Annotated in this window: 21 protein-coding genes; 15 read left to right on the plus strand and 6 right to left on the minus strand. The window is 38.5% G+C overall.

Features of this window, described 5'->3' with window-relative positions; translation table 11 throughout:
* Positions 1-66 precede the first annotated feature (66 nt).
* The 5 genes from BN1082_RS14620 to BN1082_RS14635 all read right to left on the minus strand — a co-directional run bounded on the left by BN1082_RS14620 (position 67) and on the right by BN1082_RS14635 (position 4,573).
* A complete protein-coding gene (locus BN1082_RS14620) occupies positions 67-1,434 on the minus strand; it encodes a sigma-54 interaction domain-containing protein (protein WP_090635331.1) in 1,368 nt (455 codons plus the stop codon).
* Between the two features lie 461 nt (positions 1,435-1,895).
* Complete coding sequence (locus tag BN1082_RS27610) at positions 1,896-2,069, minus strand: hypothetical protein (RefSeq protein WP_176699811.1); 174 nt, start codon at positions 2,067-2,069, stop codon at positions 1,896-1,898.
* Positions 2,070-2,376: 307 nt separating this feature from the next.
* A complete protein-coding gene (locus BN1082_RS14630; protein ID WP_245640443.1) occupies positions 2,377-3,498 on the minus strand; it encodes a beta-propeller fold lactonase family protein in 1,122 nt (373 codons plus the stop codon).
* Positions 3,499-3,950: 452 nt separating this feature from the next.
* Positions 3,951-4,154 (minus strand): hypothetical protein, encoded by a 204-nt coding sequence (locus tag BN1082_RS27615; RefSeq protein ID WP_176699812.1) that lies wholly within the window; start codon positions 4,152-4,154, stop codon positions 3,951-3,953.
* 185 nt (positions 4,155-4,339) lie between these two features.
* Entirely contained in the window at positions 4,340-4,573 is a 234-nt protein-coding gene (locus BN1082_RS14635) for a DUF2651 family protein (protein ID WP_090635333.1), read from the minus strand.
* Between the two features lie 1,041 nt (positions 4,574-5,614).
* On the opposite strand from BN1082_RS14635, the gene BN1082_RS14645 reads away from it, so the two are divergent.
* The 6 genes from BN1082_RS14645 (at position 5,615) to BN1082_RS27025 (ending at position 11,959) form a co-directional block, all read left to right on the plus strand.
* Positions 5,615-5,986: a GntR family transcriptional regulator gene (locus BN1082_RS14645; RefSeq protein WP_090635335.1), complete on the plus strand. Its 372-nt coding sequence runs from the start codon at positions 5,615-5,617 to the stop codon at positions 5,984-5,986.
* A complete protein-coding gene (locus tag BN1082_RS14650; protein WP_090635336.1) occupies positions 5,983-6,879 on the plus strand; it encodes an ABC transporter ATP-binding protein in 897 nt (298 codons plus the stop codon). Before BN1082_RS14645 ends, BN1082_RS14650 begins: the two co-directional genes overlap by 4 nt.
* A complete protein-coding gene (locus BN1082_RS14655; RefSeq protein WP_090635337.1) occupies positions 6,876-7,559 on the plus strand; it encodes a hypothetical protein in 684 nt (227 codons plus the stop codon). Before BN1082_RS14650 ends, BN1082_RS14655 begins: the two co-directional genes overlap by 4 nt.
* A gap of 146 nt (positions 7,560-7,705) precedes the next feature.
* Positions 7,706-8,338 (plus strand): LysE family translocator, encoded by a 633-nt coding sequence (locus tag BN1082_RS14660; RefSeq protein ID WP_090635338.1) that lies wholly within the window; start codon positions 7,706-7,708, stop codon positions 8,336-8,338.
* A 953-nt stretch (positions 8,339-9,291) separates the two neighbouring features.
* Positions 9,292-11,667, plus strand: coding sequence for a bifunctional YncE family protein/alkaline phosphatase family protein (locus BN1082_RS14665; RefSeq protein ID WP_090635339.1), 2,376 nt, complete (start codon positions 9,292-9,294; stop codon positions 11,665-11,667).
* Positions 11,668-11,767: 100 nt separating this feature from the next.
* Positions 11,768-11,959 (plus strand): efflux RND transporter permease subunit, encoded by a 192-nt coding sequence (locus BN1082_RS27025; protein ID WP_141650869.1) that lies wholly within the window; start codon positions 11,768-11,770, stop codon positions 11,957-11,959.
* Between the two features lie 15 nt (positions 11,960-11,974).
* Here BN1082_RS27025 and BN1082_RS14670 read toward each other — a convergent pair whose 3' ends face one another.
* Positions 11,975-13,345, minus strand: a complete 1,371-nt coding sequence (locus BN1082_RS14670; RefSeq protein ID WP_090635340.1) for an FAD-dependent oxidoreductase — start codon at positions 13,343-13,345, stop codon at positions 11,975-11,977.
* Positions 13,346-13,887: 542 nt separating this feature from the next.
* Between BN1082_RS14670 and BN1082_RS28910 the strand changes: the two genes are divergently transcribed.
* The 9 genes from BN1082_RS28910 (at position 13,888) to BN1082_RS14705 (ending at position 20,363) form a co-directional block, all read left to right on the plus strand.
* Entirely contained in the window at positions 13,888-13,974 is an 87-nt protein-coding gene (locus BN1082_RS28910) for a putative holin-like toxin (RefSeq protein ID WP_396953995.1), read from the plus strand.
* Positions 13,975-14,155: 181 nt separating this feature from the next.
* Complete coding sequence (locus BN1082_RS28570; protein ID WP_281177017.1) at positions 14,156-14,287, plus strand: hypothetical protein; 132 nt, start codon at positions 14,156-14,158, stop codon at positions 14,285-14,287.
* A gap of 331 nt (positions 14,288-14,618) precedes the next feature.
* A complete protein-coding gene (locus BN1082_RS14675; RefSeq protein WP_090635341.1) occupies positions 14,619-14,798 on the plus strand; it encodes a hypothetical protein in 180 nt (59 codons plus the stop codon).
* Between the two features lie 148 nt (positions 14,799-14,946).
* Positions 14,947-15,384: an SRPBCC family protein gene (locus BN1082_RS14680; RefSeq protein WP_090635342.1), complete on the plus strand. Its 438-nt coding sequence runs from the start codon at positions 14,947-14,949 to the stop codon at positions 15,382-15,384.
* A gap of 84 nt (positions 15,385-15,468) precedes the next feature.
* Positions 15,469-15,864 (plus strand): iron chaperone, encoded by a 396-nt coding sequence (locus BN1082_RS14685; RefSeq protein WP_090635343.1) that lies wholly within the window; start codon positions 15,469-15,471, stop codon positions 15,862-15,864.
* 455 nt (positions 15,865-16,319) lie between these two features.
* Positions 16,320-17,234, plus strand: a complete 915-nt coding sequence (locus BN1082_RS14690) for an NAD-dependent epimerase/dehydratase family protein (RefSeq protein WP_090635344.1) — start codon at positions 16,320-16,322, stop codon at positions 17,232-17,234.
* A 36-nt stretch (positions 17,235-17,270) separates the two neighbouring features.
* Entirely contained in the window at positions 17,271-18,008 is a 738-nt protein-coding gene (locus BN1082_RS14695; RefSeq protein WP_090635345.1) for a GntR family transcriptional regulator, read from the plus strand.
* 204 nt (positions 18,009-18,212) lie between these two features.
* On the plus strand, positions 18,213-19,610 hold the full coding sequence (locus tag BN1082_RS14700; RefSeq protein WP_176699813.1) for an APC family permease: 1,398 nt from the start codon (positions 18,213-18,215) through the stop codon (positions 19,608-19,610).
* 15 nt (positions 19,611-19,625) lie between these two features.
* On the plus strand, positions 19,626-20,363 hold the full coding sequence (locus BN1082_RS14705) for an SDR family NAD(P)-dependent oxidoreductase (protein ID WP_090635347.1): 738 nt from the start codon (positions 19,626-19,628) through the stop codon (positions 20,361-20,363).
* Positions 20,364-20,425 lie beyond the last annotated feature (62 nt).

Consider the following 20,425-nt stretch of genomic DNA (forward strand, 5'->3'; position numbering starts at 1 on the left):
GAAAGGTGCAATTTTCATGCCACCCCATATCGAAAGCGCTTTTAAAAAAAATCTAGTCAAAACTGACTAGCGTTCCATCACATATTTTTGTATTTTCCGATTCGCAGTTGATTGACTGATTCCTAATTTTTCAGCAAGTTTAATACTGCTGCGATATTTTTGATACATTCGGACAATATATTCCTTTTCCAGTATTTCTATGTAATCATTTAACGGCATTTCATTGTCCTCCGACTTTTTTGGTTCCTCTTCATCTATTTCTAGGTCTAGTTCGTTACTACTCGTTGTGATGATTTTCTTTTCAATATAGTTCCGTAATTCTCTGACATTACCCGGCCAAGTTTGCTGACTTAACCATGCTAGCATTGTTGGAGTAAAATGCTTATTCAAGTTATATTTCTGGTTCATTTGTTCTGTTATCTCATAAATTAGAGGAATGATTTCTTCTTTTCGTTCTCTAAGAGGGGGGATCTCAATCTTAACGACATTTATCCGATAGTATAGGTCTTCTCTGAATCTCTTTTCTTTCATCATAATTTCTAAGTCTTGATTTGTAGCACAAATGATTCGGCATTTCACTTCAATTTGCTTGGTTCCACCAATTCTCATAAAAGTATGGTTTTGCAAAACTGATAGTAATTTAACTTGAAGGTTCATTGGGAGTTCACCAATTTCATCGAGAAAAAGAGTTCCTTCACCAGCGGCTTCAAAATATCCCTTTTTACCGCCTTTTTTAGACCCAGTAAAAGCACCTTCCTCATATCCAAACAGTTCTGATTCAAATAAAGAATGGGGGATAGCACCACAGTTCACTTCAATGAAAGGATGATGTTTTCTTTCAGACATTTGATGAATCGCATTAGCAATATGATTTTTACCTACCCCTGACTCGCCCTCAAGAAGTACTGTAACGTTTATATTGGCTATTTTGGAAACAACCTCAAAGACTTTTTCCATTTTTCTATCTTTAATACTGAAGGGAAGGGTTGATTGCTTCCGTAATTTTTCAATTTCTTCTTGATAGATTTGTAATGCTTTTGCGACCTGTTCGTTTTCTTTCTTTAAAAATTCAAATTCTGTCATATCTCTTGCAATACTTATTGCGCCTATTAATTTTCCTGATTCATCATTAATTGGATAACCTGAAATAATCAGTTTTCTATTACGTTTCGTTTCTTGAATGAGAGTATCTTTCTTGTTGGTTCTTAATACGTTTGCAATGACGGAGGGAGAAAAAAGTCCCTGTTTTTCAAGTTCGAAAATATTGTGATTGATGATTTGCTCACTTGGAATACCATACACTTTTTCGGTAGATTGGCTTGTATATAAAACGATTCCTGAAGGATCAGCAATAAAGATTTCATCGAAAGAATGTTCTAAAATATGATCTAAAATATGTCTTGTTTGTAATGAATCATCGGTATTTACCTTCATCTTAATCACCTAGTCATTTTTGACTTAATTATATTCAGAAATGACTTAAAATTCAATATATTGAAACATCATATATTAATGAGTTAAAGAAATGAAATAAGAAAGCAGAGGTGAATTTTCTCTTTAATTTTGATTTTTAAAAACAATGGTAAAATAATCCTATAAATAAACATTGGATTTGTTTAAGAGGGTGGCTCTAATTTTGAATGAGGAACAAAATTTAATTCTTGTAAAGGACAAAGATAAGACCACTGAAATAGAATCTTGTAAATACGAGAATAGTAAGTGGCAGATTAAATACCTAAGCGATGGTAAGATTTATTCTTACAATTATCTAAACGTAACATGGCTAAAAAGTCCTAATTTAATAGACCATGAAACCACTATCATATACGAAAATAATCAGCCTATTACATGCATTACATAAATACTTCTTTTTGATGACTATGTAAAACTCTCGTTTAAGTCAGGGTATAAAAGGTCGCTTTTTCATATGCCTCGTGTATGCTGCTTCCAAACTCTATGACTGTTATGTTACCAACCTTTGCGGATACCTTTATACGACGTTTTTTCAAGTGATAAACCTTATAAAGTATTCCGGATTCTTCGTAAATATAATTAGCATCTATCTTCACTTTTGTTCACCCGACCTTTCCAATAATACTATAAATTACCTAATTTACTGGAAAATCCTTATGAACGTTGTGTGAATAAAAATCCCCCTTCAATAAGAAGGGGCTTTCCACTCCGTTCCGTTCAGTCCGGTACCGTTGACAGACGCCATAAGAGGCTTTCTCGCTTTTGTGAAAGATTGTTCAAACGAATAAAACGAGATCTTATTTGGTTCTCGTCTAGTTCACGTAATCAGTGTTATCGGAAGTAAAAAAGATCTTTGCTAAGGAAAGTCTTTTTTATATATTATTAGGCATGTAGCATGCCATTTTAAAACGTAATCGGTGTGATCGCAATCCCAAGAGGCTCGCCAAAACCAGAAATTGGGGAACCGATGACCGTGTTAGTGGACGTATTAATCACCGAGACTGTACTATCACCGAAATTTGTGACATAAGCCCGGGTACCATCAGGTGTGATGGCAATTCCACGAGGACGGAGCCCAACGTGAATAAAATTGTTGATGACGTCGTTGGTGGAGGTGTTAATCACCGAGACTGTATTAGAAAACTCATTTGTAACATAAGCCCGGGTACCATCAGGTGTGATCGCGATCCCAAAAGGATTATCTCCAACGGTAATAAGAGCGAATTCTTTGTTGGTGGACGTGTCAATCACAAAGACTATATCAGAATTGGAAATTGTGACATAAGCCCGGGTACCATCAGGTGTGATCGCGATCCCAAGAGGCTCGGCTCCAATGCGAGTAGGAATAGGAGAACCGATGACGGTGTTGGTAAACGTGTCAATCACCGAGACTGTACTATCACCGAAATTTGCGACATATGCCCGGCTACCATCAGGTGTGATCGCAATTCCTTGAAGAAAGGATCGAGGACTGGTTCCAACGGGAATAGGAGAACCGATGACGGTGTTGGTAAACGTGTCAATCACCGAGACTGTATTAGCATTAGCATTTGTGACATAAACCCGGCCACCATCAGGTGTGATCGCGATCCCAACAGGCCCGTCTCCAACGGGAATAGGAGGACCGGTGACGGTGTTGGTGGATGTGTTAATCACCGAGACTGTATTAGAAATGATATCGGAATTTGTGACATAAGCCCGGAGGCCATTGGGTGTGATCGCGATTCCAGTAGGAGTTTCTCCAACGGGAATAGGAGAACCGATGACTGTGTTGGTGGACGTGTCAATCACCGAAACTAACCTAAAATTAGAATCTGTAACATAAGTAAAAGGGATAACGGTAAACGAAACAATGTCATCAGGGGCAACTTCCGTTGTCCCATTGATGTTGTTGATCAACACTGTCCCTGGAAATATATTATTCGGACGTGGAAATAAAAGACCTTCAATCGTATCACCTGAAATGAGGCGTAAAGATACGATTCTATTCTGAAATTTTTGTAAATCGGGTAATAGATTAGACAACTACATCATAATCCTTTCAATGATTGTAGGGAGGCAAATGAAATGACTAGAAATAAAAATAATGCTCCCTCAATTTATTCTATGATTGCTTATTCAAACAGGTATAAACGGATGACTGAGTTCAAATAAACTAGTTTTGTTGTATTTGAACACAAAAACGCACATTCTATCTATAATACTAAACAAGAAATTAAATTTATCTTTTATGGTTAAATAAAAACCCCATCATGAGTGATGGGGCTAAAAAGGTAAATCTTCGCTTTCGGCATATTTTCTTTTAAGTTCCTGTTCTTCTAAATACTGCACTTTTTCAGTAATATCTTCACCATCTCAAATAGCTTTTTCCAATTTAGCCTGATATGACATTTCTTTTTTAATGTGCTCCCAAAAATCAAGAGCTACCTTTTCTGGTTTCCTAAGGGTTTTTTTATGAAAGCTCCTTTTAATTAATATCAACTAACAGAGCCTAAAAAATAAAAGTCTATTTCCTTTTTTCGAACATTTGTTCCTTTTAGTATATGTAAATGGTATACTTTAAGTGCAATAGAATAAGATTTTTCAAGGGTGGTTGGCACACTCCCAAACAGAAAGGGGGTGATGCTGTATGACAGTTTTTCAAGCTTTGATGCTAGCAAATCTTTTGCCAGTCTAGTCATTGCAATTCTGTCATTTCATAACCATAAAAAATAATCCACCCTTGAGTTATAGGCTCAGGTGGATTATTCCCGTCTAGCCGCCCCCTTTGAGGGACCGCCTATTGCTGGACTGGACATGTTACTGCATGCTAAAAATGAATTCATTAAGGGTATCTTCATAAGAGAATAAAAATACCGGGAATTCACTAACTTAACATCTTGATAAATTTCATTGCAAAGCTGACGGCAATAGAAAGTATTGTATATATAACTACCCAAATAAAGAAAGTTTCATTAAAAACACTGAACATCAAGATAGCGAAAACAATAAACGTAAATAAAGGCATAACAAACCATTTTCTAACCACTAAAAAGCCAATGATTGAAGCTACAATAACAGCAATTGGAAAAATAAATAATATTAAACTAATAAGGTCCATAATTATCCACTACCCTCTTACCATTATTATACAACAAAAGTGTAAATTTACACTTTTGTTTGTTCGTTATTTTTAAACAAAAAACAACAAACCTTACGAAAACAGCCTTTCATATAAAAGCACGCCGGTGACATTTCCACTGTTTTTCCTGTCCTTGTTTTTCACATAAATAAAAATTAGATACAGCTTTGCAGAAACATTTTGTTTGTCTGCAAATGAAAAAATCAAGAGGAAGGAAGTGATTCTTCCAACCAATGATGGGATTTTGAACTGAAATGGAGCAAATATAGTTGTGTGGTTTGCGGTTTTCATGTGCCAATAAATAATAGAGTTCAAGATAATAATATTATGTAAACTCAAACAGAATTATTATAACACCTTTGAATCTATAAGCTAAATGAAAAATACGTTCTCAGAAAAGTTTGGATTACTATGTAATTTCACTACTAATCAATGAATGGTTGGGCGGAAGGAAAATGGCAATTTTTAGACTTTCTCTTAAAGTTGGCCTAGTTGGTTGACTTATCGTTTTCTTAGAAGTTCCTGTCAAGCTACGAAAAATCTTGTTTAATTTTGTTCTTTGATGATCGTTCAGTATAAAAGTGTAAGCTTGAAAAATATGAATTGAGTGCCAGGTTAATTTATTAGGATCTGGCACTTTTCTCTTATTGGCTTATTTTGTCAAATCTTATAAAAGATACTTCTTGCCTTAATCTTCATTCACAAAACCTCCGTTTTCCGATTGTTTTCTTCATGCTGCAACTTCATTTTTACTTACAAACAACCCTTCTGCTTCGAGGATTTTTCCTTTTGCTAGAGTCTAGTAAAACACAATTTATATCGTGTTGTATCTTGATTCAATTGATTACCAAATTGAAAGGGAAGGGGGAGACATTTTAGGAAAAAGCAGAGAGGATACCACCCACCATATCCATTTTATTAAAATATAGGTGCGTTTTTTGGAAAATAGTGGTTGACATAAATGTTCAGTCGTTGTATGGTTAATTACATAAGTAACTAACCAACTTGGTGGTGTGTATTATGGTTTTCAAGATGGACGACAGCCGCCCAATTTTTCTGCAAATTGCCGAGTGTATCGAAGAAGATATTATCGAAGGCCGATTGCCGGAGGAATCACAAGTGCCGTCAACGAATCAATTTGCATCTTTTTTTCAAATCAATCCAGCGACAGCGGCAAAAGGTGTTAATTTGTTGGTGGACGAGAACATTTTATACAAAAAGCGGGGGATCGGCATGTTTGTGGCGACAGGCGCAAAAGCAAGGCTGATGGAGAAGCGGAAGGAGAGTTTCTATGAACAGTATGTCGTAGCGATGATTCGTGAGGCAGAAAAGCTTGGTATTACGAAAGAACAATTGACGGATATGATCCGGAGGGGAGAAGGAACGAAATGATGAACATTGTTGAAGTCCAAGGGCTGACCAAAACGTATGGCGGCGTCAATGGGGTGGACGATGTCAGCTTTAAGATGGATTCGGGTAAAATTTACGGATTGCTAGGCCGAAACGGTGCGGGCAAAACAACGATTATGCACATGCTGACAGCACAGATGTTTCCGACAAGCGGGAAGGTGCGGGTGTTCGGAGAAGCTCCTTATGAGAACAATCGCGTATTGAGTCAGGTTTGTTTTATTAAAGAAAGCCAGAAGTATCCTGATCATTTTCGAGTCATCGACGTGCTGAGGTTGTGTCCGGATATTTTTCCGAATTGGGACCAGCCATTTGCCGATCAATTGCTGAATGATTTCCGTCTGCCGTTGAAACGGAAGATAAAGAAGCTGTCTCGAGGCATGCTCTCGTCCGTCGGCGTCATCATCGGTTTGGCGAGCCGCGCGCCGCTGACGATGTTCGACGAGCCATACCTGGGGCTGGACGCTGTAGCGCGGGAGTTGTTCTATAATCGGCTGATCGAGGATTACGCGGAACACCCACGGACGATTGTTTTGTCCACACATTTAATAGACGAGGTGAGCCGGATTTTGGAACATGTGATCGTCATCGACAGCGGCAAACTTATTCTAAATGAGGATGCGGATGCAATTCGCGGGCAAGCTTATACCGCCGTAGGCCAAGCGGAGAAAGTGGAGTCCTTCATTTCCGGGCTGGAGACGATCGACCGTCAGTCGCTCGGAGGTCTATTGTCGGCGACGGTGCTTGGCAGTCTGGATCCAGGAAGGCGTAATCAGGCCGAATTGCTGGGGCTGGAGCTTACCCCGGTGTCACTTCAACAGTTGATCGTTCATTTGACCAAACAAAAATCTGATCACAGGGCGGTGGATATCCGATGAATCGAATTGCAACCGTAATGAAAATTCTTAACAAGGATAATACGTGGTTTATCGTTCCATGGTGTTTTGTATTGCTTCCTGCTTTTTTGATCAACCTCGCAATTGCCTTGATAATCCGGCCGGAAAACGGGTTTTATACCGGCGCTTTGTCTTCCATCTTCATTGTGATGATGATTAACGGCATGTATACGCTGACGCAAAGCTTTCCGTTTGCGCTAGGCTTAAGCATCCGGAGAACGGACTTTTTATTGGGGACCGTCATGACAGTCGCTGTCGTTTGCTTAGGTAGTACCGGCGTGCTTTCGGCGCTTTCCTTCCTTGAGGGTGCTGGGGGCTGGGGGATTGGGATGCATTTTTTCAACCTGCCTTATTTAAGCAATGGTTCCTTAGTGGAACGCTGGTGGACCCTGTTCGCGACAGCGTTTCATATGACCTTTCTTGGCTTCTTCATTGTCGCCATATACAGGCGTTTCGGGAGGACGGGGCAGTTCGCCTTTTTTACAGTTATTTTTCTTGGAGGGTCCGTGCTGGGGTTCCTGTGCACGTATTACGGTTGGTGGACGAACATTTTCCATTGGCTAACTGGTAATTCCGCCGCCCAATTAGCTTCGTGGCTGTTTGTTGTCGCGGTCATCTATGTCTTGCTGTCGTTCCTCATGATCCGCAAAGCAACCGTTTAGCTGGTAACACGCCCGTATGGCCGTCCGATTATTTGTCGGGTGGCCTTCGCCGTATGTATGCGGACCAGAAAAAACTTTTATTCTCATACAGGATGCTGTAATATCAATAAGGGCGCCCTAAAAATAGAAAGAGGTGCTAAATTAATATGTTCGGTATCATTCATTATGAAGTATTTTTATTAACTGGAATTTTGTTAAACTTAATTCCTGGTGCAGATACGATGAATATTGTTGGGAGAAGTATGTCACAAGGCAGAAAAGCTGGTGTATATTCTGTTTTGGGCATTATTACCGGTTCTTTGACTCACACGTTGTTCGTTGCGTTTGGTTTATCAATTATACTCGTAAAATCTGTTTTCTTATTTAATACCATTAAGATTATTGGAGTTATGTATTTACTGTATTTAGGGATACGCATGTTACTCGATAATTCCAATGCAGCGTTTCAGGCTTCTGCAACCGACAAACTAAACATACGGAAAATATACGTGCAAGGACTTTTGACGAGTCTTACAAATCCAAAAGTTTCTTTATTTTTTATTGCGTTTCTCCCACAATTTATAGATACCAAAGCTTCAGGACCCATTCCATTTCTCATCCTGGGACTGACCTTCACAACCACTGGATTGTTATGGTGTTTATTTATTGCTTATTTTTCTTCTTATGTTACAAAAAAACTAAGGGGAAACCAAAAAATAGGAATGTTTTTAAACAAAATTACAGGACTAATATTTATCGGCATGGGGATTAAGCTTCTACAAACAAAAGCTCCTCACTAAACTTGATGAAAACAACAATGCCCCCCTACAGAAATGTGAGATTAAGTTGATTCATAGATAGAAAAAAGCCCTTCAGAGGTACCTTTGAAGGGCTTTTACTTTTTTCACTATAACACTTTTAACTTAAAAAGTGTTCGCTGATTCATATTAATTTTAAATAGTCGCCAAGTTCCCGCTCATCAATATTGAAGGTTGGGGGCTCATATGGGGGTTTTCTACAATCATGATTCGTATTTTATTAGGGATGTCATTTTCTAGCGTATTTATGATCGTTAATACGTCAGACCGATTATAATTTTGCTGTATAAAATATTCTGTTGTACCAAATCGGTCAGTAATCCCAGCTTCGAGTTTAGTTATACTGAGTTTTTTCCAAACCAGGTCATTTTATCTCGAAATTTATGCTCAGCAAGAATGAATTAGGGGCTTATTCAAATTGAGAACTTCTTAACCGAGAGAAGGCAGTACGTATTGGAGTTCGGCTCATCTCAAGTTCTTTGGCTATTTCATTCTCCTATAGTAATTGGCCCGGCATCTATTCAACTGATATGATCAAGTCTCGAATCTTTGAATAAGCAATTTCTACGAGCGATGGAGATGACATGGGATGTACCCTTCCTTTCGTTTTACAAGAAAATCAGATTTACATAGTCTTTACATGGAATTAATAGGTTGTTCAAAAACAAATTGTATACTAGTTGCATACAAAGCAATTAGGAGATTAGCATAAGAAGAATTGTATTGTATGTAAAGAGTATTGATATTTATAAGTTTTTCACAAGTAGGAGGGGGTCATACAATCAAAGGGACAATGAATGAACGAACGGGAAAATCAATATCTTAGAACTCTATGAACTAGTAAATAATAGAGTGAAGTGATGGAAAAGTGAACAAAAGAAACCTAGCCAGTTACAGCTTAAAAAGTACTCACTATTTTAGGAGGAGAAACCACGATGAAGATTGGGAAAGTAAGTAAAAAAATTGCAACAGCCGCCCTTGCCGCATTAGTTTTGGGATCAGGTTCAGCTTATGCTGCCTATAATGTGGTTGTAGGCCCACAAAACAACGGAACAGGAGTAGCATCTGATGGCTGGTTTCTTAAACCTGCAGGAAGCCAAATTACATTAGGTGACTTTCCAATGGGAAGCGCCGTTTCGCCCGATCATCAATATCAGGTGGTTACCAATGCCGGCGAAGGAACTCAATCGCTGCAGGTAGTCGATCTAAAACAACATAAAATCGTTCAAACGCTATCTTATCAATCTCCAGAGGCTCTTTATTTTGGTTCAGCTTTTAGCCCGGATGGAAAGACGCTGTACGTCTCCGCTGGTGACAACAACAAAATTCGCGTCTATCAATTTGAAAATGGCACGCTAACAGAACAGGCTCCTATTAGGATGAGCGGTAAAAATTTTTATCCTGCCGGTATATCCGTTTCTGCTGACGGAAAATCACTATATGTGGCTAACAACCTGGATAACTCTGTGTCTTGCATTGACATTGCCTCTGGCCAGATCAGCAAAACGACTTCAGTCGGAAAAAATCCTTACATGGCATTCCTTAGCCACGACCAAAATACGCTGTACGTGAGTAACTGGGGAGAAAGTAGTGTTAGCGTCCTAAATGCAAAAGATCTATCGTTAAAAAATACTCTCCCTGTTGGTTTACATCCCAATGCAATAGCAGAAAACCCTATTACTGGCTTTATTTATGTAACGAACTCGGATAGTGATGAAATTTCTGTCGTTGATCCTACTACACAGCATGTTGTCCAAACAATTTCACTTGCTCCGTATCAGGGGGCGCCAACCGGAACTCAGCCGGATGCGTTAACAGTAAGTCCTGATGGACAAACACTCTATGTGGCAAATGCGGGTAATAATGACATTGCCGTGATAGATCTCAAAATCGGAAAAGTAAAGGGCCTTATTCCTACAGCCTGGTATCCCACCGGCGTTCAAGTAAGTGAAGATGGGAAACAGCTCACTATTCTTAATGCAAAAGGACTCGGTGCAGGCCCAAATACACAGATGCAGAACATTGGCAGCATGATTCAGGGATCGTTATCCTTCATTGATGTTCCGGATCAAAATCAATTAGAAAAATATACAAAACAAGTAAAGGAAAACAATCATACGAAGGAGGCTAAACAAGGTGGATTGTTAAGCAGAGACTCCGATAAGGACTTTCCGATTCCAAAAAGCGTGTCTGGGCATTCTCCGATTAAGCATGTCATTTATGTAGTGAAGGAAAACCGTACGTATGACCAAGTATTTGGGGATCTGGGAAAAGGGAATGGAGATCCAAGCTTGACCATGTTCGGAAAAGAGATTACTCCCAACCTTCATAAGCTGGCTAATCAATTTGTAACGTTTGATAACTTCTATGCGGATGCTGAGGTTAGCATAACCGGGCACAAATGGATTACGGCAGCTAAGGCCAATGACTACATTGAAAAGAACTGGTTGGCTGCTTACGGTAGAAGCCGCGGTTATGATGTTTATACCAATAACCCTGCCAATTACTCCGAAGAGGGGCACATTTGGAACAATGCCAGCAAGGCCGGTGTTTCTTTCCGTGTTTACGGTGAATATGAGAACTATAATAGCAAGACAGGCTTATCTACGCCTGTAGACCCCAGCATTGGAAATAATTATGACCCTAATTACCCAGCCTTTAATTTTAATATTCAGGATGTAGATCGAGTGAAAGAATGGGAAAAGGAGTTCAAGCAATTTGAACAAAAAGACAATTTACCGCAACTTGAAATCATGCATCTAGGTAACGATCATACCCAGGGAACCATAATTGGTGCGCCTACACCGCAGGCGGAGGTGGCCGACAATGATTATGCGCTTGGTCAGCTTGTTGACACGGTTAGTCACTCAAAATATTGGAAGGACACGGCGATCTTTGTTACAGAGGATGATGCACAAGGTGGACAGGATCATGTGGATGCGCATCGTACTGAAACGTTAGTGATTAGCCCTTATACACAGACTGGAGCAGTAGACAGCACATTATATGATACAGCCGCTATGGTTAAGACAATCGAGATGATCTTAGGGATGAAGCCGATGTCTCAGTTTGATGCAGCAGCGACTCCCATGCAGAATGCCTTCAGCCATAAGCCGAACACTGACCATTATACAGTTGTTGAACCAACGTATCCGTTGGATGCCAAGAACGGGCAAAACGCACCAATGGCTCAAGTGTCTCAAAAAATGGACTTCAGTCAGCCAGATGCTGCTCCATCCGATGAATTAAACAAAATATTGTGGAAAGCAACAAAAGGAGATCAACCATACCCTGAACAGAAAAAACAATAACATATCAAGGACTGGCGATTCTTTTTACGGTCGCCAGTTTTTTCTTGAATGAACGAGAAGGGAGTGCCTGCCCATGATGTAAACATGGATAGAAGCTGTAATGAAACGTTCCATTTTAGTCGTTATATCCATTTTACTCATTTTGGTATGGGGAGGAATGTCCGTTTACCAGATGGAACGGGACTATCTTCCCCCGATTAACAATACAACGATGATGATTAGTTTACTTGCGGACCATTATCAGGCTGATCAAGTGAAGGCTGGGTTTAAAATAAACCTATTTCTCTCTTAGTTCACCTTTTATCAGCTATCTAGAAAAGGCCCGCTTCAAAACACTTTTAATGATTTTCGGACGCATTAGTATGGTAGTAGGTTTAATTAGGTTCATTACTTTAATAAAAGAATGAAAGACCTCTTGATTTTCCGATGACAAAAGAAAGATGTTTTTTGCGTACCATTGCTGGAAGGAAAGAGCATCTGGTTTTTTCCCAATTGTTTCAGGATAACGAAAATCCTCCGTAAGCACCATATTCCAAATGGGAGAAATGATTTTTGCTGCGTGTTTATGAAAGGTTGCAGTTATTTTTTGCTGGGTTTGATTTTGATGTAACAGTTTTTTTAATTCTTGTGCTTCTAAGACTGCAATACTCATGCCTTGACCAAAAACGGGATCAATTCTACATATAGTGTCACCAATTAGTAAGAGCCCTTCAGGCAGATTCTTTATCTTATCAAATCTCCTCCAAATAATATGCGGAACATGGTAGACAGAAGTGTCAGATAAAGCGGTGGCATCTTTTATTTCTTGATAGATGTCTGGTTTTGGCAGCCTTTTTGTAAGTTCTATAAAGCCGTTCTCTGTTTTTAATACCTCTTTTTCGTGTATTTCGTTATGATATCCAATGATCGTCACAATATAACGATTTCCTTCAACCTTTGAAAGGGTTCCACCAATTTTTTCATGCGGAGGATTAGGATATACTAGTTTAATAGCCCAATCCCTTTCATGGTTTTCAGGTAGCTGAAAGAATTTACTAATGTAACTCAGCCCAATTTTAACCTTTTCTTCGGGGATATGTATTCCTTGTTGGTTTAACCAATTAGAAGTGAGACTGCTTACACCGCTTCCATCGACAATGAGGTCGGCATGTAAGGTTTTTATAGAACCGCTCTTATCTTTTGCTTTGACTCCAATTACTCGATTTTTTTCTTTATCGAAAACATAGTTTTGAACGTGATGGTTGTACTGAATGGTTACGTTTCGGATTCTTTTTAAATATTGCTCGATATGCCATTCTAGGTGTGGGCGTGTTTGAAGCGTCGAGCTGTCACCGCCATCAAAGCGAAGTTTCCAAACCCCATGGTGAAACCAAGCAAGGTCTTGGGTAGAATTTATTTTGATTGCCCCACTTGAGTGGAACTGTTCTGTGATACCTGGAAAAAGTGCTTCCAAACCATCCGAACCAGCAAAGAGGAGCGCATGTAAATGCTCGCCTTGCGGTGTTCCTTTTCTTGGATACGGTCCAATTGGTTCCTGATCACGTTCCAAAATGATGACCTCTTGGAAATAATCAGACAGCACTCTTGCTGCTAATTTTCCAGAAATACCGCCTCCGATAATAACTGCTTTTTGCAAGGATCTATCACCATCCCTAAATTTCTCGTTTTGTTGTAACATAATTCCACTTCGAATTCTTACATGCCTCAGAATTATAAATGTATGGAAACTTTTATTCTTTTAATTTATCACAGATCCACTCTCCTTAGATGATTTTTTAAGGAAGTCAATATTTTCTGTGTGATGCCTATGATGCATACAATCCGGTACAGCTAAATCGTGATAAAATGAAAGATTAAATTTTACGTAAATACAATATTCCTATTATAAGGATGAAAACAACAGGGAGTGGAGAGGAAGAAAAACTCCGCCTTAAACTAGGCGAAATATTATTTATGGATATGAATTAATCGCAAAATATGTTCTCTAATGCTCCTATTTACAGATTAGTGAATGACGATGGAAGTGTTGACATTTAATTTAGAGGATTCTTGGAAGGAGATTTATGGGAAGTTGGTGGGGGCTCTTAAAAAATAAAAGTCAATTTCCCTTTCGAACGTTTGTTCCTTTATAGACATGTAAATGGTATACTTTAAGTGCAATAGAATAGGATTTTTCAAGGGTGGTCGGCACACTCCCAAACAGAAAGGGGGTGATGCTGTATGACAGTTTTTCAAGCTTTGATGCTTGCAATATCTTTTGCCAGTCTAGTCATTGCGATTCTGTCATTTCATAACCATAAAAAATAATCCACCCTTGAGTTAGAAGGCTCAGGTGGATTATTCTACCCATATAGCCGACCCCCTTAGAGGGAGCCGTCTATTGCTGGACCGGACATGTTGCTGCATGTTCGGTCTTTTTTATAATATGATTTGCTTAATCCTATTATAACCGATGTGAAAGAAAAAGAAACAATTCATTTCATCCATAATGAAACCACACTTTGCAGATATAATTGATTGCTGTCAAACATCTTGTTTGTTTGCATTTGAAGAAATCGAGAGGAAAGAAGTAATCCTTCCATCCTACGATGTGGTTATGAATGACATGGAGCTAATATAGTTATGTGGTTTGGATTTTAGTAATAAGTAATATGGTTTAAGATAATAATATTATGTAAACTCGTGATGAATTATTATAACACCTTTAAATTCAGAAGCTAAGATAAAAATAGAAACATCGACTATTTATATAGTTTATAAAAATTTACATAACATGAATTGGAGAAATATTTTATGCCTTTGTTATGCAATAAGTCGGTTTTATATTCCCCATTATATTTACCAACAATTTATCAAAGTTTCACTATCTTTAGAGGGGAAAAATAGAATTTTGTCGAATTCTCTTTCTAAATTAATATAGATTTATAAACTTATTAACGGAGGTATTGTATATGGAAAATAAAAAATGCACTAAATGTGGGAGTGTTGAGTTCACTGATGCAACAGACTATATGCCTGTAAAACCAAATAAAATGTCACTTAAAGGCTCTAATAAAATCTATACATTTTGCTTAAATTGTGGTGAAGTTGATTCCATTCGTATTGAAAATGTAACTATTTTTAAAAAATAGATATTTGAGATTTTTTTAATAACAACAATCAAATTTAACCGAGCCCTTTTTAAAAGAAATGATAGAAATTGGTTCTGAAGTCAGGGTTTGAAAAAATAAATTAAGAGAAAATATAAATAGATAAATCTAAAAAGGAATGATATAGGACATGAACAACCTAACAAAATTCAAAATATTTAAGCCAGCTAATGAAGTATTTGAAGCATTTGTTGATCCTGCAAAAATAGGGAACTTCTGGTTTTCTTCAAGCTCTGAGAGATGGGAGCAAGGGAAGACCATTACTGTGAAATATGATGAATACAATGCACAACTGGATATAGAAGTAATCGAAATTGAGGCAAATAAGAAAATAGTGTTCCGATGGGGTGCAAATGGAGAAGGCAATATTGTTACTATTACACTAAATGAGTTGGATAATACGAGTACAATTATTGAAGTGAATGAAGAAGGTTTTAGTGAAAATGATGACGAGCTCTTAAGTCAATTGCTTGATAATAAAGAAGGTTGGGTTTTTATGTTGTCCTGTTTAAAGGGATATTTAGAATTTGGTGTTAATAAACTTAGAGGCGGATTGGTGAAGGATTGACAATTTTTCATGATGCAAATTTTTGTAATATGAAATAAAACAGGTAGAAAAAAATCAAGCTTGATTTTTTTGAATGGAGAAATCATGGAAGAAAACAGAATTTCGTTTAAAACAATTGATGAATACATTTTACAATTTCCAATTGAGGTGCAGGAGATCCTAAAAACGATAAGAAAAGTGATTAAAGAAGCAGCGCCGGATGCAAAAGAGAAGATCAGTTATCAAATGCCTGCTTTTGTTTTAAATGGGACTCTGGTGTATTTCGCTGCCTTTAAAAATCATATCGGATTTTTTCCCACTTCTAGTGGAATCAATGCTTTTAAAAAGGAATTATCGGAATATAAAGGAGGAAAAGGTTCAGTGCAATTTCCATTAGATAAGCCGATTCCTTATGAATTAATAAGTAAGATTGTTACATTTAGAGTTGCGGAGAATGTAAAGAAAGTAGAAAGTAAAATAAAAAAGAAGTCATCCAAGTAAGTCCAATTAGTTTTGGCTAAAAGGGGAGTTAATACTGATTACAGCTTAAGATTATTGTATCTTATCCATGATTAACTAAAAAGTTGGTTACCTACTATTTGTGGTTAATCAACTTTTTTTATTCTCTTTTATAGTTTAGTTATGTCTATCATTGCCTATTTCCAACCACTTTTTATTCTGACAAGAGTCATCTATTTAATACCTCACGACTGAAGCTATAGTAAAAAATTATATTCGAATAAAGTGAGGACAGTCAGCATTAGTAACATATTTCGACTTATTAACAGATTATTTGGAAGATTTAGAAAATGATTGCAATGGTTATTTTATGATGATAAGATAAATGTGCAACTTGTCTGATAAGTTGCTTTCTAGATGAGTTGAGGACTTTTGGAAGGAGGTTTTCGGAAGTCACATCGCCGTTTTGAAACTTAAAATTAGGAGGAAAAAGTACCATGAACATTTTAGTGACTGGTGGGAAAGGTTACCTGGGCAGGTATATCGTTCAAGAACTCTTAAATGAAGGGCATTCTGTTGTGAATTATAATCGGGACGTATGTTTACCTTCAGACAACCCGAAACATAGTTATGTGGTTGGCGAATTGTATGATGTCGCTAGACTTGTAACGACGATTCAAATATTTAAAGTTGATAGGATTATCCATACTGCAGGTCAATCCCATCCTGATGTTGGTATTGAAGTGCCCTTGGCAACAGCCGAAGCCAATGTCATGGGAACAATGGGTGTACTCGAGGCAGCAAGATTGACAGGTATTAAGAGAGTTGTTGTTTATAGTTCTGAATGTGCCTATGGCAATACGCACAAGGATTTAGTTACTGAAGACCACCCCTTAAATCCACGAACTCCTTATGGTGTAACGAAAGCTGCAACAGAAATGATGGCTAGAGCCTATAATGAGTGTTACGGGTTGGTTTGTATTGCCTTAAGAGTTTGTCAAGTTTGGGGCCCTGGTCAAGTGATGCAGGAGTATATACGTGATGCCATTCGAGCTGCCGTTCGTGGTGAAGCGTTCTCATTAGAGCGAGGCAGGGATCAAAAATTCCAGCTAATCTATATAACCGATGCCGCAAAAGCTTCTGTGGCAGCTTGTTTTACAGAAAATGAAAGCGCTTTATCTGTATACAACATCACAGGAGGTTATCAGCCAACTTTTGGGGAAGTTCTAACATTACTGCAAGAGATCATTCCTGATGCCCAATTTGATGTAGGCCCAGGAGACTTTGAATACGATGACCAAGGAATTTTTGATATAAGTGCTGCTAAAGCTGACCTTGGTTATATTCCCCTGATTTCTTTAAAGGAAGGTCTTGAAGCTTATGTAAGCTGGCTAAGGAATCATGATTTATAAAAGAAATAGAAATTAAGAATTTGAAGAGGAATTGTTATGAAAAAATATTCGGTAAATACAACACCACTCTACCTTACTGTAAGGAATTTGCTTTTGGAGGCTATTAGAACGGAAGAAATAGGAGACGATGGCAGACTGCCGTCTGAAGGAATGCTTTGTAAACAATTTGGAGTAAGCAGAGCAACCATCCGTAGTGCACTTCAAGCACTGGAGAACGAGGGTGTGATCACGAAGCGACATGGTAGTACTACAGTGGTGAATACCGGGGGACTGCAGGTAAAGATGCGTATCGATGAATTTAAAGGATTCTTTCAACTAATACAAGAGAGCGGACATCGGCCTTCCATCGCACATAAGGAGCTCATTCGAATACCCCACAGCCCCCAAATTGCTAATTTGTTAGGGCTCGAAAAAGACGAAGAATTTTATCAATTAGAACGACTTTTCTTGGGAGATGGGAAACCTGTTATCTTGGCTTCTGAATTCATCCCTAAAAGTAAGCTGATCAAAGAGCTGACATTCGAGGAAATTCCTGAATCCATTTTTGAACTCGCGGATTTATACTGTACCAATACAATTGCCCAAACGATCACTGAAATTAGATCAACGATCGCCACTCGCGATCTTAAAGAAAGGATGGGATTGGCAAATAATGAGACAATGCTAAAATTGGAGGAAATTCACTACGGCAGACAGGGAGAACCATTGATCTTTTCCGACATTTTAGTAAGAGATAAAATCATTCATTTTCATGCTGTAAGAAAAAGGTACTAAATTTAAAAAACTGAAAATCTTAGCGACTATGATAAATCGAATTTTGAAAATCATTTCCTTCATAGAATTATTCCTCAATCATATTAAATGGAAGATCATAAGACATTTTAATTAGTTATTTATCCTGATTTAATAGCTTAATTGATGATGCTAGGTCCATAAATGCGGTTTATCAAATTGAGTTTTATGAGAAGGAGAATGTCGATGGAAAGTCAGGAAAGCTTAAAAAATGAAAATAATGATGAGCATACCCTCAAAAGGAATCTCCACAGCTGGCATGTACTTGGTTTATCTATGGCGGATGTGTCGCCGACGATGGCTGTTTTACTCTTAACAGCAGGTGTTTTCAGCGTTGGAGGAACTTTCGCGATTGGTTCCAATTTGATTCTGGCTGTCATTGTTGTCATGATAGCCTTTACACTTGGTGAACTATCTTCGATGTATCCTTTTTCAGGTGGTATGTATTCTCTTGTAAGCAATGTTTTACCAAAACCTCTTTCCTGGATTGCCATGTTTAACTTTTTAATCCAAGGGATCATCCTTCCTGCTAGCTTTGCTTTGGGGATAGCAGATTTTTTGAGAGATTTGATCCCGGGAATTCATGTCTCCAATCAGGTCGTAGCTCTGATAACTCTTACCCTGGCCATGATTATAGCGATTATGCGTGTAGAACTCGGTGCTTGGGTCACCTTTACGATGGTTATTGTCGAGGTAGGTGTTCTGGTTACGGTTATTATCTCTGCGTTTATAAATCCGCACCAATCCTTTATGAATGTTACCTTTCATCCGGTTATGTTAAAGGATGGCCATCTTGGACCGGTGACATTTGGTATCATGATTGCAACCTTGGCGCCCGCCTTTAATGTTATTAACGGTTATGACGCTGTACTTGGCTTTTCGGAGGAAATGAAAGGCGGTCCAAGAGCCTTGGCCAAAACCGTTATTATGGCCGCGGTATTAGCAGCTGTTCTGATTATTATACCGTTGATTGCCGGCGTGATTGCTGCTCCTGACCTTGAAAAATTTTTCAGTTCGAATGCCCCGATTGTCTACTCTGTAAAACAGGCACTAGGTCCCCAAGCGGGAGCTTTGATAAATATTGGTGCTATTATTGCCCTTTTCAATGCAGCATTATCTATGTTCATGTACTTCAGCCGTGTGTTCTATGCCACAGGTCGTGACAATATTTGGACACCTGCTTTTAATAAAGCTTTATTCAAATTAAATAAGCATCGGGTTCCAGCTGTGGGTGTTATGGTACTGTTTATTCCATCTATTGTATTCCTTTTTGTTTCTCAGCTTAATTGGCTCATTATCTTTGCAGGAACCGTTATTACAGTCGTTTACTTTTTCATCGGTCTGGCTGGTATCTGGAGCCGCATTAACAATAAGACTGCCGAGCGGCCTTATAAAATGCCTCTTTGGCCTTTACCGAGTCTTATTGTTGTTCTTTTCACGGGGTTTGCGTTTGTAACCCAAGAGACACAGTATTTAATAGGCGAAATTATTCTCGCAACTGCATCATTAATTTGTTACGCATTTTTCTCCAGAACGAATAATAGCGCCAAGGTTAACGATAAAGTCGTTACGGATGCCAAATAGCAAAGGGGAAGAGTTATGGAAAAGAGAGTCGTTGTTATAACCGGAGCAGGTAAAGGGATTGGGTTGGCAACCGCCAGAAGATTTGCAAAAAATGGAGACCTGCTTGCTCTTAATTATCGGAATTCAGGTGGAGAATTAGTAGAAGTTGTTGAACTTGCTAAGGAGAATGGCGGTGATGCCATCGTGATTCAAGCAGATTTAAGCGTCCATGAGGAGGCCGTCAATTTTATCAATAAAGTAGAAGAACATTACGGGAAGATTGATGTTTTAGTCAATAATGCGGGTATTCTTCAATCAAAACCCGCACATACCATTGAATGGCATGAGTTTAATAAAATGATCGACACCAATCTAGGCTCCACCTGGTCATGCACCATGACAGCTTTACCAGGAATGATGGAACGAAAAAGCGGAAGAATCATTAATGTAAGTTCTGAATTGGGACTGATTGGGTTCCCAACCTATGCTTCCTATTGTGCTTCAAAAGGTGCAATTATCGCTTTAACAAAGGCACTGGCAAAAGAGTATGCCCATCTTGGCATCCTTGTGAATTCGGTCGCCCCTGGACCAGTTGCTACCGACATGCTGAAATACGATACGATTGAGTATAACGATGAGACGAGGGAAACGGTCCCTCTAAAACGTTTTGGAGAACCCGATGAAATTGCGGCAGTAATTGAGTTCATTGCTGGACCCGGTGGAACCTTCCTTGTAGGGCAGATTATTAGCCCGAACGGTGGAACAGCAATTTAATAATGACGCAAGCACATAAGGATATTTGACGAAAAATTGTGCAAGATGAAAAATTGTTAAAT

Origin of the sequence: Neobacillus massiliamazoniensis, assembly GCF_001048695.1 — a bacterium.
Taxonomy (GTDB): domain Bacteria; phylum Bacillota; class Bacilli; order Bacillales; family Cytobacillaceae; genus Neobacillus; species Neobacillus massiliamazoniensis.

Coding starts and splice junctions, on each gene's coding strand:
- BN1082_RS14695 (WP_090635345.1), top strand. CDS start 17,271: ATGAAAAAATATTCGGTAAATACAACACCACTCTACCTTACTGTAAGG.
- BN1082_RS14655 (WP_090635337.1), top strand. CDS start 6,876: ATGAATCGAATTGCAACCGTAATGAAAATTCTTAACAAGGATAATACG.
- BN1082_RS27025 (WP_141650869.1), top strand. CDS start 11,768: ATGAAACGTTCCATTTTAGTCGTTATATCCATTTTACTCATTTTGGTA.
- BN1082_RS14705 (WP_090635347.1), top strand. CDS start 19,626: ATGGAAAAGAGAGTCGTTGTTATAACCGGAGCAGGTAAAGGGATTGGG.
- BN1082_RS14680 (WP_090635342.1), top strand. CDS start 14,947: ATGAACAACCTAACAAAATTCAAAATATTTAAGCCAGCTAATGAAGTA.
- BN1082_RS14650 (WP_090635336.1), top strand. CDS start 5,983: ATGATGAACATTGTTGAAGTCCAAGGGCTGACCAAAACGTATGGCGGC.
- BN1082_RS14675 (WP_090635341.1), top strand. CDS start 14,619: ATGGAAAATAAAAAATGCACTAAATGTGGGAGTGTTGAGTTCACTGAT.
- BN1082_RS14660 (WP_090635338.1), top strand. CDS start 7,706: ATGTTCGGTATCATTCATTATGAAGTATTTTTATTAACTGGAATTTTG.
- BN1082_RS14685 (WP_090635343.1), top strand. CDS start 15,469: ATGGAAGAAAACAGAATTTCGTTTAAAACAATTGATGAATACATTTTA.
- BN1082_RS14645 (WP_090635335.1), top strand. CDS start 5,615: ATGGTTTTCAAGATGGACGACAGCCGCCCAATTTTTCTGCAAATTGCC.
- BN1082_RS14690 (WP_090635344.1), top strand. CDS start 16,320: ATGAACATTTTAGTGACTGGTGGGAAAGGTTACCTGGGCAGGTATATC.
- BN1082_RS28570 (WP_281177017.1), top strand. CDS start 14,156: ATGAAACCACACTTTGCAGATATAATTGATTGCTGTCAAACATCTTGT.
- BN1082_RS14665 (WP_090635339.1), top strand. CDS start 9,292: ATGAAGATTGGGAAAGTAAGTAAAAAAATTGCAACAGCCGCCCTTGCC.
- BN1082_RS14700 (WP_176699813.1), top strand. CDS start 18,213: ATGGAAAGTCAGGAAAGCTTAAAAAATGAAAATAATGATGAGCATACC.
- BN1082_RS14620 (WP_090635331.1), bottom strand. CDS start 1,434: ATGAAGGTAAATACCGATGATTCATTACAAACAAGACATATTTTAGAT.
- BN1082_RS27615 (WP_176699812.1), bottom strand. CDS start 4,154: ATGACTAGACTGGCAAAAGATTTGCTAGCATCAAAGCTTGAAAAACTG.
- BN1082_RS14670 (WP_090635340.1), bottom strand. CDS start 13,345: ATGTTACAACAAAACGAGAAATTTAGGGATGGTGATAGATCCTTGCAA.
- BN1082_RS28910 (WP_396953995.1), top strand. CDS start 13,888: ATGACAGTTTTTCAAGCTTTGATGCTTGCAATATCTTTTGCCAGTCTA.
- BN1082_RS14635 (WP_090635333.1), bottom strand. CDS start 4,573: ATGGACCTTATTAGTTTAATATTATTTATTTTTCCAATTGCTGTTATT.